At 70.7% G+C, this 13,451-nt stretch carries 11 protein-coding genes; 4 read left to right on the top strand and 7 right to left on the bottom strand.

Features of this window, described 5'->3' with window-relative positions; translation table 11 throughout:
• The first annotated feature begins 7 nt into the window (after nt 1–7).
• Entirely contained in the window at nt 8–1,450 is a 1,443-nt protein-coding gene (locus tag J7654_RS04665) for an MFS transporter (protein WP_209738633.1), read from the top strand.
• 15 nt (nt 1,451–1,465) lie between these two features.
• Here the strand turns inward: J7654_RS04665 and purH are convergent, their stop codons facing one another.
• From purH to htpX, 5 genes are all read right to left on the bottom strand, one after another.
• Nucleotides 1,466–3,076 (bottom strand): bifunctional phosphoribosylaminoimidazolecarboxamide formyltransferase/IMP cyclohydrolase, encoded by a 1,611-nt coding sequence (gene purH / locus J7654_RS04670; RefSeq protein WP_209738634.1) that lies wholly within the window; start codon nt 3,074–3,076, stop codon nt 1,466–1,468.
• Nucleotides 3,077–3,181: 105 nt separating this feature from the next.
• Nucleotides 3,182–3,319 carry a hypothetical protein gene (locus J7654_RS04675; protein ID WP_209738635.1) on the bottom strand — a complete coding sequence of 46 codons (138 nt, stop codon included), beginning with the start codon at nt 3,317–3,319 and terminating at the stop codon, nt 3,182–3,184.
• A 236-nt stretch (nt 3,320–3,555) separates the two neighbouring features.
• Nucleotides 3,556–5,247, bottom strand: a complete 1,692-nt coding sequence (locus J7654_RS04680) for a heparinase II/III family protein (protein ID WP_209738636.1) — start codon at nt 5,245–5,247, stop codon at nt 3,556–3,558.
• 108 nt (nt 5,248–5,355) lie between these two features.
• Nucleotides 5,356–6,717 carry an RsmB/NOP family class I SAM-dependent RNA methyltransferase gene (locus J7654_RS04685; RefSeq protein WP_245195644.1) on the bottom strand — a complete coding sequence of 454 codons (1,362 nt, stop codon included), beginning with the start codon at nt 6,715–6,717 and terminating at the stop codon, nt 5,356–5,358.
• Nucleotides 6,714–7,682 (bottom strand): zinc metalloprotease HtpX, encoded by a 969-nt coding sequence (gene htpX, locus J7654_RS04690; protein ID WP_209738640.1) that lies wholly within the window; start codon nt 7,680–7,682, stop codon nt 6,714–6,716. Before htpX ends, J7654_RS04685 begins: the two co-directional genes overlap by 4 nt.
• Before the next feature lie 116 nt (nt 7,683–7,798).
• Here htpX and J7654_RS04695 point away from each other — a divergent pair, with 116 nt between their 5' ends.
• From J7654_RS04695 to J7654_RS04705, 3 genes are all read left to right on the top strand, one after another.
• Nucleotides 7,799–7,981 carry a DUF1674 domain-containing protein gene (locus J7654_RS04695; RefSeq protein ID WP_209738643.1) on the top strand — a complete coding sequence of 61 codons (183 nt, stop codon included), beginning with the start codon at nt 7,799–7,801 and terminating at the stop codon, nt 7,979–7,981.
• Nucleotides 7,982–8,099: 118 nt separating this feature from the next.
• Entirely contained in the window at nt 8,100–8,594 is a 495-nt protein-coding gene (locus tag J7654_RS04700) for a thermonuclease family protein (protein WP_245195645.1), read from the top strand.
• A gap of 88 nt (nt 8,595–8,682) precedes the next feature.
• Nucleotides 8,683–9,984: an SAM-dependent methyltransferase gene (locus J7654_RS04705; RefSeq protein WP_209738645.1), complete on the top strand. Its 1,302-nt coding sequence runs from the start codon at nt 8,683–8,685 to the stop codon at nt 9,982–9,984.
• Nucleotides 9,985–10,313: 329 nt separating this feature from the next.
• Here the strand turns inward: J7654_RS04705 and acs are convergent, their stop codons facing one another.
• Entirely contained in the window at nt 10,314–12,269 is a 1,956-nt protein-coding gene (gene acs, locus J7654_RS04710) for an acetate--CoA ligase (protein WP_209738647.1), read from the bottom strand.
• A 75-nt stretch (nt 12,270–12,344) separates the two neighbouring features.
• Nucleotides 12,345–13,412, bottom strand: a complete 1,068-nt coding sequence (locus J7654_RS04715) for an AI-2E family transporter (protein WP_209738649.1) — start codon at nt 13,410–13,412, stop codon at nt 12,345–12,347.
• Nucleotides 13,413–13,451 lie beyond the last annotated feature (39 nt).

Genomic DNA, 13,451 nt, shown 5'->3' on the forward strand with positions numbered 1-13,451 from the left:
GGGACGAATGGAAACCGCATTGCCCGCAGGGGGTTCGCCCGGCGACGGGCGGCCTGCGCTCAAGCGCCCTTCCGTCTGGGGCTGGATCAGCTTCGACTTCGCGGCCCAGCCCTTCTTCACGGTCGTCGTCACCTTCGTCTTCGGCCCCTATTTCGTCGCTCGGCTCGCGCCGGACCCGGCGACGGGGCAGGCGGCATGGGCGGGCGCCATGACCGTCTCGGGCCTCCTTCTCGCCTTGGCGGCGCCCGTGCTCGGCGCGGTTGCCGACCGGGCGGGCCCCCGCAAACCGTGGCTTGCCGCCCTTGCCCTCGCCAAGATCGCCGCGCTCTGCGCGCTGTGGACGGCCGCGCCGGGCACGAGCCTCTTCCTGGCAGCCGCCTTCGTCGTCACCGCCAGCGTGGCGGCGGAGCTTTCCATCGTCCTCAACGATTCCATGATGCCGAGCCTGGTGGAGAGGCCCTCGATCGGCCTCGTCTCCAACATCGCCTGGGGGCTGGGCTATGGCGGCGGCATGATCGCGCTGATCGGCACCGTCCTCTTCCTGTCCGCCGACCCGGATACGGGACTGACGCTTCTGGGCCTGCCGGCGCTCTTCGGGCTGGACGCCGCCGAGGGCGAAGGCGCGCGGGCGACGGGGCCGCTCTCGGCGCTCTGGTATCTCGTCTTCGTCCTGCCGATGTTCTGGCTGGTGCCAGACCGCTCCCGCCGCGCCGATCCCCCGGCCCGGGCGATTCGCGAAGGGCTGGCGGAGCTGGCCGGCACCTGGCGGGAGGTGCGAAAGCGCGCCGCGCTCTTCCGCTTCATGCTGGCGCGGGTGCTCTATCAGGACGGGGTGAACGGCGTCCTCGTGCTCGGCGGGCCCTTCGCGGCCGGCATGTTCGGCTGGAGCGTCGTGGAAAGCGGCCTCTTCGGCATCATCCTGAACGTCGCGGCCATCGCCGGCTGCGGGCTGGCCGGGCTGGTAGACCGCCGGCTGGGCTCCAAAAGCGTGGTGATGGCCTCGATCCTGTGCCTTGTCGCGGCGACCATCGGCATCGTTTCCACCGCGCCGGGCTCCACCCTGTTCGGGCTCGTCACCTTCGCGGCCGGGCCCGATGGCGGCTTCTTCGACAGCGGGGCGGAGAAGGCCTTCCTCCTCTTCGGCGGCCTGATCGGCATCGCTTTCGGGCCGATCCAGGCCTCCTCGCGCTCCTGGCTCGCCCAGTCGGTCGAGCCGGCCGAGGCCGGCCGCTATTTCGGCCTCTACGCGCTGACGGGCCGCGTCAGCTCCTTCCTCGCCCCGCTCAGCGTCGCCACCCTCACCGCCTTTGCAGCCACGCGCACCGACCCCGCCACCGCCTCGCGCCTCGGCATGTCGGCCCTCATCGCCTTCTTCCTCGCCGGCCTGCTCGTCCTCCTCACCACCCGCGACCCGCGGCACGAGAGGCTGGAGGATCGCAGGGCCGGATAGGCGCCGAAGCTTCGTTCAATGCCGGAAGTGACGCATGCCGGTGAGCACCATGGCGATGCCGTGTTCGTCGGCGGCGCGGATCACCTCTTCGTCGCGCATCGAGCCGCCGGGCTGGATCACGGCCGTGGCGCCCGCCTCGACGGCGGAGAGAAGCCCGTCGGCGAAGGGGAAGAAGGCGTCGGACGCCACCGCCGAGCCCCGCGTCAGGGGCTCGCCGCCGGCCGCGCTTGCCGCGTCCTGCGCCTTGCGCGCGGCGATGCGGGCCGAATCCACCCGGCTCATCTGCCCTGCCCCGATGCCCACCGTCGCCAGGTCCCGGGCATAGACGATGGCGTTCGACTTCACGTGCTTGGCCACCCGGAAGGCGAATTTCAGGTCGGCCATCTCGGTCGCCGTGGGCGCGCGCCTCGTCACGACCTTGAGGTCGAGATCGTCGATATGTCCCGCGTCGCGCGACTGGACGAGAAGCCCGCCCGCCACCGACTTCACCAGCGTGCCCCGGGCGCGCGGGTCCGGCAGGCCGCCGGTGAGGAGCAGGCGCAGGTTCTTCCTGGCGGCCACCAGCGCGATGGCCTCCTCGTCCGCCTCCGGCGCGATGATGACCTCGGTGAAGATCTTCACGATCTCGGCCGCGCTCGCCGCATCGAGGCGCCGGTTGAGCGCGACGATGCCGCCGAACGCCGAGACGGGGTCGCAGGCCAGCGCCCGCCCATAGGCCTGCGCCAGGCTCTCACCCTCCGCCACGCCGCAGGGGTTGGCGTGCTTGATGATCGCCACGGCCGCCGTGCGTTGCGGGTCGAACTCGGCCACCAGCTCGAAGGCGGCGTCGGTGTCGTTGATATTGTTGTAGGACAATTCCTTGCCCTGCACCTGGCGCGCGGTGGAAACGCCCGCGCGCACCTCGCCGGTGCGGTAGAAGGCCGCGCTCTGGTGCGGGTTCTCGCCGTAGCGCAGCGTTCCGGCGAGCGTGCCGGAGAAGCTGGCGCGCGCCGGCGCGCCTTCGCCCGCCTTTGCCGCGAACCATGCCGAGACCGCGCCGTCATAGGAGGCCGTCAGCCCGAAGGCCTTGGCGGCGAGGCGCCGGCGCAGGGAGAGGTCGGTGCCCTGCCCCTCCCTCACCGCCTCGAGGATCGCCCCGTAATCCGCCGGGTCGGTGGCCACCGCCACATAGGCGTGGTTCTTGGCCCCGGCACGGATCATGGCCGGCCCGCCAATGTCGATATTCTCGATGACCGCGGGCGCCTCGGCCCCGGAGGCGACGGTTTCCTCGAACGGGTAGAGATTGACCACCAGAAGGTCGATGCCCTGAATGCCGTGCGCCTCCATCGCCGCCGCGTGCGCCGGGTCGGCGCGGATGCCGAGCAGCCCTCCGTGCACGGCGGGATGCAGCGTCTTCACGCGCCCGTCCATGATCTCGGGAAAGCCGGTGACGTCCGAGACGTCCCTCACCGCAAGGCCCGCCGCCGAAAGCGCCTTCGCGGTGCCGCCGGTCGAGAGAAGCTCGACGCCGAGTTCCGACAGGCCGCGCGCGAACTCCACCAGCCCGCTCTTGTCGAAGACGGACAGGAGCGCGCGGCGCAGGGGGAGGCGGTCGGGGGCGGGGAAAGTGTTGGCGGCAAGGGCCATGGGGCTGAAATCTCCGGGCGCGTCAGCGGGGGCCCGGAGCGGCGGCCGGGCCTTTCCGCCGCCCCATAGACCATTGCGGCGGCGGCCGGAACCCGTTCATTGCGTTCAGCGCGCCTCGCGGCCCTCACGCGCGGCGGCGGTGTCGCGCTCCAGATTGTCCAGCGTCTGCGGCAGGACACCCACGGTGCGGGTCATCCCGCAGGCGGACAGGAAGAGGACGGCGAACAGAAGGATCGGGCGCATCCACCCAAGATCGGATCGTTCCGCGCCCGATTCAATGGCTGAACGCTCCTCGTGCGGACCTTTCGCCGGCATACCTTTTGGTTATCCGCTCTCCCTTGGTCATTCCTCCCGTAGTCATCCCGGCTTTGATCCGGGATGACGAAGAGCCAAGGCAGGAGCCGGCCGAGGCCGGGGCGGGGGCGGGACGTGAGCCTCCGTGAAGCGCACGATCCGGCGGTGCCCCGCGCTCCGTCCGCTCAATGCTGGCGTTCGAAGCGCCAGTTGATTTCGGCGCGGCCCGGCTCGAAGCGCGCGACGATCTGGGCGGTGGGCCGGGGGGCGTCGGGGCAGGAGAAGACGATGGAATCCTCCAGCGAAACCGGCGCGTCGGCGAAGAACCACCACACCTCCCCGCCCCCGGCCAGGCGAATCCCCTTGCCGGCCTGCTCGGCCACCACGTCGGGATGGAGATGGAAGCGCAGCGCGCCCTCCGCCTCGCCCGCGCGCACGCCGCGCCCGGCGGCCTTGTGCAGCCTGTCGGCGCCCTCCAGCAGCATTCCGTCGGGCGAGAGGAGCAGCTCGCGCTCGTGGATCAGGCCGAAGCCGGCGCGGTAGCCGTCATGGGCGAGCGTCAGATGCTGGCCCTCGCGTCCGTCCTGGCGCGTGGCGGGCACGCGCGTCGGCCCGGCCACCAGCGGGCCGCCGAGGAAGCGCCCGAGGCGCTCGGAGCGCGGGAAGCGCGAGGAGGAGCGGTCCCCCACCGTCACCGTGGAATGGGCCGCCGTGGCGCGGGCCAGCCGCCGCCATTCGTCGCGCGGGGAGGGCCCGCAATTGACCACGAAGCGCTGGCGGCCGGAGGAGAACTCGAAGGCGAGCGTGCCCGCATGGGCCTCGCCCGACATGGTCGCCACGGGCGCGAGCCCGGCATCGGCGATGAGCACCGCCCCGCCCTGCGCCAGCCGCTGGTAGCCCGACTGGCGCATGTGGCCGACCGGGTCGCCCAGGGTCTCGTCGAAGCGCAGGAGGCCCGCCAGGAGCGAGCGCGAGACGAGGCCCGCGCCGTTGAACATGGCCTGCGAGCCATCGGCATGGAGGAAGAAGCGCAGCGCCGGCAGCATCCTGTCGATGGCGGAGAAGAGGCCGCGCGGCACCGCCAGGTTGCGCGCCGAATAGAGCTGGCGCAGCGGCAGGAGCTGCTTGAGCAGGAGCGCGATGGCGTCCGGGTTGCGGCACGCATGGCCGCCATCGGCGAAGATCTGCCGGTCGAGTTCGGCGGCGAGGTTGGCGCCCGCCGTCCTGATCATGGCCGAAGCGCCCGGCAGGCACAGCGTGGCATAGGCCAGCGCGATGCGCACTTGCAGGCGCGGCAGGCCGTCCGTCACCTCCGGTGCCATGCGCCGCAGGAGCCGCGCCTCGCCCGCCAGTCGCTCCAGGAAGCGGCGGGTGAAGGCCGGCTCGGCCTGCGCCAGCACCAGCGGCGCATGGGTGAAGAGCGCCATGAGGCGGCGGGCGATGATGTCGGGCCGCATGGCGACCGGCGCGCGCCGGCGGCGGCGCAGCGCGTAGAAGTCGCCCACATGGGCACGGGCATTGGCGCTGGCCAGCGCGTCCTCGACCTCGGCGAGATGGCGCAGCCATTCGAAGCTGGCAAGCTCGGCCTGCCACCCCTCGGGCGCCTCGCTCACCCGGAAGGGCGTCGTCGCGCCCATCAGCGCCACATGGCCGGCCAGCTCGAAACGGCCGCCATAGATCGCCTCGGCGACGGCGCGGTCCCCGCGCTCGATCTGGCGCGGCACCGCCATCAGCCGGTCGGATTCGGAGGCGCGCCGATGCACGAGCCACAGCAGCGAGGGCGAGGTGCGCAGGCGCCGGCGCGCGCGGCGCCAGGCCTCCTTCGCCATCAAACCCGCAAGGCGCGGGTCGTCGACCAGTTCCGCAGCAATCGTCATCGCCTTCACCCGACTTCAGCCAGGCGAGGCGGCATCCTGCCCCCGGCCCTGCTGGAGCCAAGTTTCGGCTATCGAGGTAAACGCTTTGCTAAAATGGAGCCGTCCCGCTCAGCCGAGCCGCGCCAGCCGAGCCGCGAAGAACCCGTCGAGGCCGGAGCGGGAGGGCGTTCCGCGATCCAGCATGTCGGGCGTGGTGCGTACCTCGCCCGCGCTCGTCACGGCCTCCTCCAGCCCCGGCAGCTCGGCGGGCCGCACCGGAAGGCGGGCATAGTCGGGCCGCGCCGCCAGGAAGGCTTCGACCACCGCCTCGCCCTCCACGGGGTCGAGTGAGCAGTTGGAGAAGACGAGCCGCCCGCCCGGCCGCACCAGCCCGGCCGCGGCGGCCAGAAGCGCGGCCTGCACGCCCGCGAGCTTGCCGATCTCGGCGGCGTCCTTGGTATAGGCCACGTCCGGATGGCGGCGGATCGTGCCGGTGGAGGAGCACGGCGCGTCGAGAAGCACCGCGTCGAAGGGCTCGCGCGCCGCCAAGGCGCGCAGGTCGCCGATATGCGTCTCGGCGCTCAGCCCCAGGCGCGCGAAATTCTCCTGAAGGCGCTTCATGCGACTTTTGGAAATGTCGAAGGCGCTCACGCGCGCGCCGGCCGCCGCCAGTTGCGCCGTCTTGCCGCCGGGCGCGGCGCACAGATCGGCGACCGTCGAGCCGGAAACCTCGCCCAGAAGCCGCGCCGGCAGGGCGGCGGCGGCATCCTGCACCCACCAGGCGCCCTCGGCGAAGCCGGCCAGCTCCGTCACCGCGCGGTCGAGCGGGGGCAGGCGCACGGTGCCGGTGGCCAGGGCCTCGCCCCCCAGCCGCTCCGCCCAGCCCGCCGCGTCGGCCTTCACGCTGAGGTCGAGCGGCGCGGGCCGGCGGTGCGCCAGCGCGATGGCGCGGGCGCGGGGCTCGCCATAGGCCGCCACGAGGCGCTCGAACAGCCAGGGCGGGCAATCGAGCGCCGGATCGTCGAAGCGCGCGAGGAACGCCTCCTTCTCCCGCGACACGCGCCGCAGGATCGCGTTGACGAGCCCGGTGAAGCGGGCGTTGCGCGGGTCGGCGCGGGCCAGTTCCACCGAGGTGTCGACGGCCGCCGAATCGGGCACGTCGAGAAACAGGATCTGCGCCGCGCCGATATGCAGCAGCGTCCTCAGCGAGGCCGCCTTGCCGGGCAGCGGCCGGTCGAGGCAGGCGGCGAGGATCGCCTCCACCGTGCCCCGCCGGCGCAGGGCCGCCATGAGGATGGCCTTGACGAGGCCGCGGTCGCGCGCGTCCAGCCGGCGGTATTCGGGATGGCCGCCGCCGGCATCCGTCAGCCCGTCCAGCGAGGTGCGGGCCTCCACGACGGCGGCGAGAAGCCGCGCGGCGACGCGCCGGGAGGCAAGGCCCGGCGCCTCGTCCTGCGTGGCGATGGCGGGGCGGCGGGCGGGCGCGCTCAACCCCACGGGCCCCGGCCGGAGCCGCGTCGCGAGCCGCCGGAGGGCAGCCTGCTCGCGCCGCGCCCGGAATGGCGCAGCCCCGCGCCGAAGGCGCTTTCGCCCCGCGCCGCGCCCGCCCCCATCTCCCGCGCCATGGCCTGAAGCGCGGCGATGCGGTTGCCCGTGTCGGGATGGGTGGAGAACAGGGCGTCGGCGCGCTGGCCGTTGAGCGGGTTGATGATGAACATGTGGGCCGTGGCGGGATTGCGCTCCGCATCGACATTCACCGTGCGGCCGGCCGCCGTGGCGATCTTCTGCAAGGCGGAAGCCAGCCAGATCGGGTTGCCGCAGATTTCCGCGCCGCGCCGGTCGGCCGAATATTCGCGCGTGCGGCTGATTGCCATCTGCACCATCATGGCGGCCAGCGGCGCCACGATCATGGCCAGCAGCACGCCGATAATGCCGAGCGGGTTGCGGTTGTCGCCGTTGTTGCCGCCGAAGAAGAAGGCGAAATTGCCGAGCATGGAGATCGCGCCCGCCAGCGTGGCGGTGATGGTCATGATCAGCGTGTCGCGGTTCTGCACATGCGCCAGCTCGTGCGCCATCACGCCGGCCACCTCCTCCGGCGTCAGCCGCTTGAGGAGCCCGGTCGTGGCCGCCACGGCCGCGTTCTGCGGGTTGCGGCCCGTGGCGAAGGCGTTGGGCTGCTCGTTCTCGATGATGTAGACCTTGGGCATGGGCAGGCCCGCATTGGCCGCCAGCCCGCGCACCATCCGGTAGTAGTCCGGCGCGGTGCGCTCATCCACCTCATGCGCATGGTGCATGCGCAGCACCATCTTGTCGGAATTCCAGTAGGCGAAAAGGTTCATGCCGGCGGCGACGACGAGGGCGATCATCATGCCCTGGCTGCCGCCGATGAGGTAACCGACACCCATGAACAGGGCGGTCATGAATGCGATCAGCATTGCCGTCTTGATCATGTTCATCGAGCGGTGCATCTCCCTGGAGCAGCGAAAAGGTTTCACGTGAAACCGACCGGTGCAAATCTGGTGTTCGGCGATCCGTCCTTCAATGCGCCGAAACCGAAGGGAAGGCCAAGCCCATGAGCGATGAAACCGCCGCCCGCGCCCTGACGCCCGCCGCCCGGCGCGCGCTGCGCGAGGCGCAGGAGAGACGTGAGGCCGCCGCGCCTCAGGAGCGCCCGGCCGAGCTTCACGGCCCCAAGGGCCCCGAGCCCGTGCGGTTCGGCGACTGGGAAAAGAACGGCATCGCCTCGGACTTCTGATTAGGACTTCCTTCATATCTTCGCCGAGGTCGCAACCGCAAGTTACCTATCACACCGGCAGGACGTGCCCCTTGCCCATGCGCGGTTGCATGGGGTATAGGAATGTTGTCAACGACCCTTGGCGACATCCATGCTGCGCGCGCCTGTCCTCGCTTTCGCCCTGAGCCTCGGCGCCGCCCACCCGGCCGCCCCGCAGGAGATGCCGCGCCGCATCGCCGGGCCGGTGGAGGCCTCCGTCGTGAAGGTGCGCGACGGCGACACGGTGGAGGTTCTCGCCTTCGTCTGGCCGATGCAGGCCGTGCATGTCGCCGTGCGCCTGCGCGGCATCGACGCGCCGGAGCTGAAGGGCAAGTGCCCCGGCGAGAGCGAGGCGGCCGAGCGAGCCCGCAACCGTCTCGTCGAGCTGATCGGCGAGGGGCCGGTGCGGCTGCACGACATTTCGGGCGACAAGTATTTCGGGCGCGTGCTCGCCGATCTCTCCGTGGCCGGCGAGCCGGATCTGGCACGGCGCCCCCTGCGCGAGGAGCTGGTGGCGCCCTATGAGGGCGGCCGGCGGCGCGACTGGTGCCCCCTCCTCGGCGCGCGCGGCGAGGAGGGCCCGGAACGGGGCTGAGGATCGCCCTTCGGACGAGCCGGATTGGCCGCGCCGAGAACTCGGTCCATATTAAGGCGTCCATAGCGTTTCGTCGAAAGGTCCGGCGATGCAGCATGCGCCTATCCGCCCCGAGGATTCCAGACCGCTCGCCCGGCTCGAGGAACTGGTGCGCCACGCGGTGCAGACCTTCAGGCCGCCCTTCGCCGTCCGCCTCTGGACAGGCGAGCGGCTGGGCCCGGCCGAGGGCCCCGCCCTGACGCTGAACGACCCCGTCGCGCTCTCCCACCTGCCCTTCCGCCCGCGCATCGACACGCTGATCGAGCTGTGGATGGACAAGGCCATCGACATCGAGGGCGGCACGATCTTCGATCTGGCCGCCGCGCGGCGCCAGGTGCGCACCAGGCACGCGCTCAAGGCGCTCGACAAATGGATGGTCGCGCGCTCCCTGCCCTCGCTCTACGCGCTGCACCGGCGGGAGAAGGCGCGGGCGCTGGAAGCGGGGCGCGGCGCGGGGGCCAGCGGCTCCAGCGCCGAGGCCATCCAGTTCCACTACGACCTGTCCAACCGCTTCTACCAGACCTTCCTGGACGAGCGGATGGTCTATTCCTGCGCCTATTTCGACGGCTGGCACGAGGATCTCGACAAGGCGCAGGCCGACAAGCTGGAGATGATCTGCCGCAAGCTGCGCCTGGCCGACGGCGAGCGTTTCCTGGACATCGGCTGCGGCTGGGGCGCGCTCCTCATCCACGCGGCCTCCACCCGGCGCATCACCGGCCACGGCGTCACGCTCTCGCGCGCCCAGTTCGAGCTGGCCACCGAGCGGGTGCGCGCGGCCGGGCTAGCGGAGCGCGTGACCATCGAGCTGCGCCCCTTCGGGGAGCTGACCGGCACCTTCGACAAGATCGCCTCGATCGGCATGTTCGAGCATGTCGGCTTCGAGCATCACGACGAGTATTTCCGCACCGTCCACCGCCTCCTGCGCCCGCGCGGGCTCTATCTGCACCACGCGATCACGCGCGGGGCGCGGCGCAGCGTGAAGGAGTTCCGCGCCAAGCGCTCGCGCGAATACAAGGCGCTCACGCGCTACATCTTCCCCGGCGGCGAGCTGGACTTCATCGGCCACTCGCTCCAGAAGCTCGAGCAGCACAAGTTCGAGGTGCACGACGTGGAGAACTGGCGCGAGCACTACGCCCGCACCTGCCGGCTCTGGGCGCAGCGGTTGCAGGACAATTTCGAGGCGGCGGTGGCCGAGGTGGGCGAGCCGCGCGCGCGGCTGTGGCTGGTCTATCTGGCCGGCTGCGCGCTGGGCTTCGAAAGCGCGACCGCCATGGTCAACCAGACGCTGGCCTCGCGCCGCGAGCGCGGCCCCTCCGGCCTGCCGCCCACGCGCCGCGACCTCTATGCCTGAAGGGCCGGGGCGGCGCCCGCCGTCCTAAGCAGCAAAAGGCCGCTCCCTGTCCCCAGGAAGCGGCCCCGTGATGTCTGCCATGCCGGCGGTCCCAAGCGACCCCTCGGCGGCCTGACCTACCTTAGGCGGCGAGCGAAGGCTGCTCCGTCGACGCCATCAGATACGAAGACCCGACCGGCATTTGGAAATCACTCGACATCGGATCACCCCCTTTCGCTACGTTGAACACAAGGAAAGGATGGGTCCTCGCGCCCGATTGCGCAAGGGGGCAAAACGAAGCCGGCCAAGCTTCGCGCAAGGCCGGCCCCTTATCCGCGTTGCCTGCCTTTTCAGCCCCGCTTGTTCTGGCGGTTGTCCACCAGGTCGTCCACCACCCCCGGATCGGCCAGGGTCGAGGTGTCGCCCAGCGCGGCGAAATCGTCCTCGGCGATCTTGCGCAGGATGCGGCGCATGATCTTGCCCGAGCGCGTCTTGGGCAGGCCGGGCGCGAACTGGATCTTGTCGGGCGAGGCGATGGCGCCGATGTCCTGGCGCACATGCGCCACCAGCGCCTTGCGCAGCTCGTCGGTGGGCTCCACCCCCTCCATCAGCGTCACATAGCAGTAGATGCCCTGCCCCTTGATGTCGTGCGGGTAGCCCACCACCGCCGCTTCCGAGACCTTCTCGTGCGCCACGAGCGAGGATTCCACCTCCGCCGTGCCCATGCGGTGGCCCGAGACGTTGATGACGTCGTCCACCCGGCCGGTGATCCAGTAGTAGCCGTCCTCGTCGCGGCGCGCGCCGTCGCCGGTGAAGTACTTGTTCTCGTAGGTGGAGAAATAGGTCTGCTCGAAGCGCTCGTGGTCGCCGTAGACCGTGCGCATCTGGCCCGGCCAGGAATCGACGATGCACAGATTGCCGTCCACCGCCCCGTCCAGAACGCGGCCCTCATTGTCGACGATCTGGGGCTTCACGCCGAAGAAGGGCAGCGTCGCCGAGCCGGGCTTGAGATCCGTGGCCCCCGGCAGCGGCGTGATGAGGATGCCGCCCGTCTCCGTCTGCCACCAGGTGTCCATCACCGGGCAGCGCTCCTCGCCCACGACCTTGTAGTACCAGTTCCAGGCTTCCGGGTTGATCGGCTCACCCACCGAGGCGAGGACGCGCAGGCTCTTGCGCGAGGTCGCCTTCACCGGCTCGTCGCCCGCCCCCATCAGGGCGCGGATCGCGGTGGGCGCGGTGTAGAAGATGTTGACCTTGTGCTTGTCGATCACCTGCCAGAAGCGCGACTGGTCGGGATAGTTCGGCACGCCCTCGAACATCAGCGTCGTCGCGCCGTTGGCCAGCGGCCCGTAGACGATGTAGCTGTGGCCCGTGACCCAGCCCACATCGGCCGTGCACCAGTAGATGTCGCCCGGCCGGTAGCCGAAGACGTATTGATGCGTCATCGAGGCATAGACGAGATAGCCGCCCGAGCTGTGCAGCACGCCCTTCGGCTTGCCGGTGGAGCCGGAGGTGTAGAGGATGAAGAGCGGATCCTCCGCGCCCATCTCCTCCGGCTCGCACTCGGGCGAAGCGCCCTCGCGCGCCTCGTGCCACCAGATGTCGCGCCCCTCCTGGAAGCCGACGGCCCCGCCGGAGCGCCGCACGACGAGGACGGTCTCCACGCCGTGGCCGGCCCTGGCGGCGATCTCCACGGCCCGGTCCACATTGGCCTTCAGCGGCACGGTGCGCCCGCCGCGATAGCCCTCGTCGGCGGTGACGAGCACGGAGGAGCTCGCCCCCTCCAGCCGCCCGGCCAGCGCGTCGGGCGAGAAGCCGCCGAAGACCACCGAATGGATGGCGCCGATGCGCGCGCAGGCGAGCATCGCGTAGGCGGCCTCGGGGATCATCGGCATGTAGAGCGTGACGCGGTCGCCCCGCTTCACGCCCCGCGCCTTCAGCACATTGGCCATCCGGCACACTTCGCCGTGCAGCTCGCGATAGGTGATGGCGCGGGAATCCTTCGGGTCGTCGCCCTCCCAGAGGATCGCGACCTGATCGCCCCTCTCGGCCAGGTGCCGGTCGATGCAGTTGGCCGAGACGTTGAGCGTGCCGTCCTCGAACCACCGGATGGAGACCGCGCCGGGCGCGAAGGAGGTGTTCTTGACGCGCTGGAACGGCCTGATCCAGTCGATCCGCCGTCCGTGCTCGCCCCAGAACCCGTCCGGGTCCGACACGCTCCTCTCGTACCACTCGCGATACGTGTCCTGCGAAAGAAGGGCGTTCGCCTTCCACTCGTCCTTGATGGGAACCACCGTCGCGCTCATGCAACCCTCCTCCTGTCGCCGATCGTTGAAAACGTTTCTAGCCAAGTCGCGCCGCGAAATGAAGCCGCCCGGCCCTCAGCCCTGCCCGTCCTTGTCCAGCCCGCCGCCGAGCACGTCCTCCACATAGAGCATCCGGATCACCACCATCAGCACCGCCATCAGCGGCACGGCGAGGATGAAGCCGGCCAGGCCGAAGATCAGGCCGAAGATGAGCTGCACGCTCAAGGTGAGAGCCGGCGGCAGCGAGGTGGCCCAGCGCTGGGCGATGGGCGTGGTGATGTTGCTTTCCACCCCCTGGATGACGACGTAGACGCCAAGGCCCAGCAGCGCCATGGTGGGGCTGACCGAAAGCCCCGTCAGCACGATGGGCACCCCGGCCACCAGCGCGCCGAGCGTGGGCACGAAGGCCAGCAGCCCGGCCTGCAGCGCCAGCAGGAAGGCGTAGGGCATGTCGATCAGCCACAGGCCGAGCCAGGAGACGGCGAAGACGGTGACCATGGAGATCGCCTCGCCGAGCAGCCACATGCGCAGGGAATGCGCGGAGGCGTCCGTCGTCTGCGCGATGCGCGCGCGCTTCTCCTTCGGGAAGAGGCTGACGAGCCCGCGCCGGTAGACGCCGGGCTGCCATACCACGAAGGCGGCCAGGAACAGGATGATGAAGAAGTTCGTGATGCCGCCCAGCACCGAGAACACGGCCGTGGAGGCGGAGGAGACGACGCCGCCCGCGTCCGGCATCATCGTCTGGAGGTCCGAGGGCTCCATCGCCTCCACCTCGGCCTCCACCCCCGCCGGCAGCACGCCGGCCAGCCAGGACATGAGCTCCTGCGACTGCTCGCGCAGGGCCTCGAAGAGCTGGCCGGCCTGTGTGACGAGCGTCGCCCCGCCGAAGAAGGCGAGCGCGGCGACCGCGGCCAGCGTGACGAGGAAGACGATCACGAGCCCGAGCTTCCTGGGCACGCCGAGCATGGCAAGGCCGCGCGCGGCCCCGTCGAACACCGCCGCCACCACGAAGCTGGCGAAGAGGATGAAGAAGGCGGACGCGGCGAAGTACAGGACGAGCACGCCGACCGCCATTGCAAGGACGATGCCGGCGACCGTCACCGTCTTGTAGGCGAGATCGGCCTGGGAGGAGGAGAGGGACAAGCGGGGCCTCGCGGGAAGGTAAGGAACGCAGCAAGCGCC

This window comes from Aureimonas populi (assembly GCF_017815515.1).
GTDB classification, from domain to species: Bacteria; Pseudomonadota; Alphaproteobacteria; order Rhizobiales; family Rhizobiaceae; genus Aureimonas; species Aureimonas populi.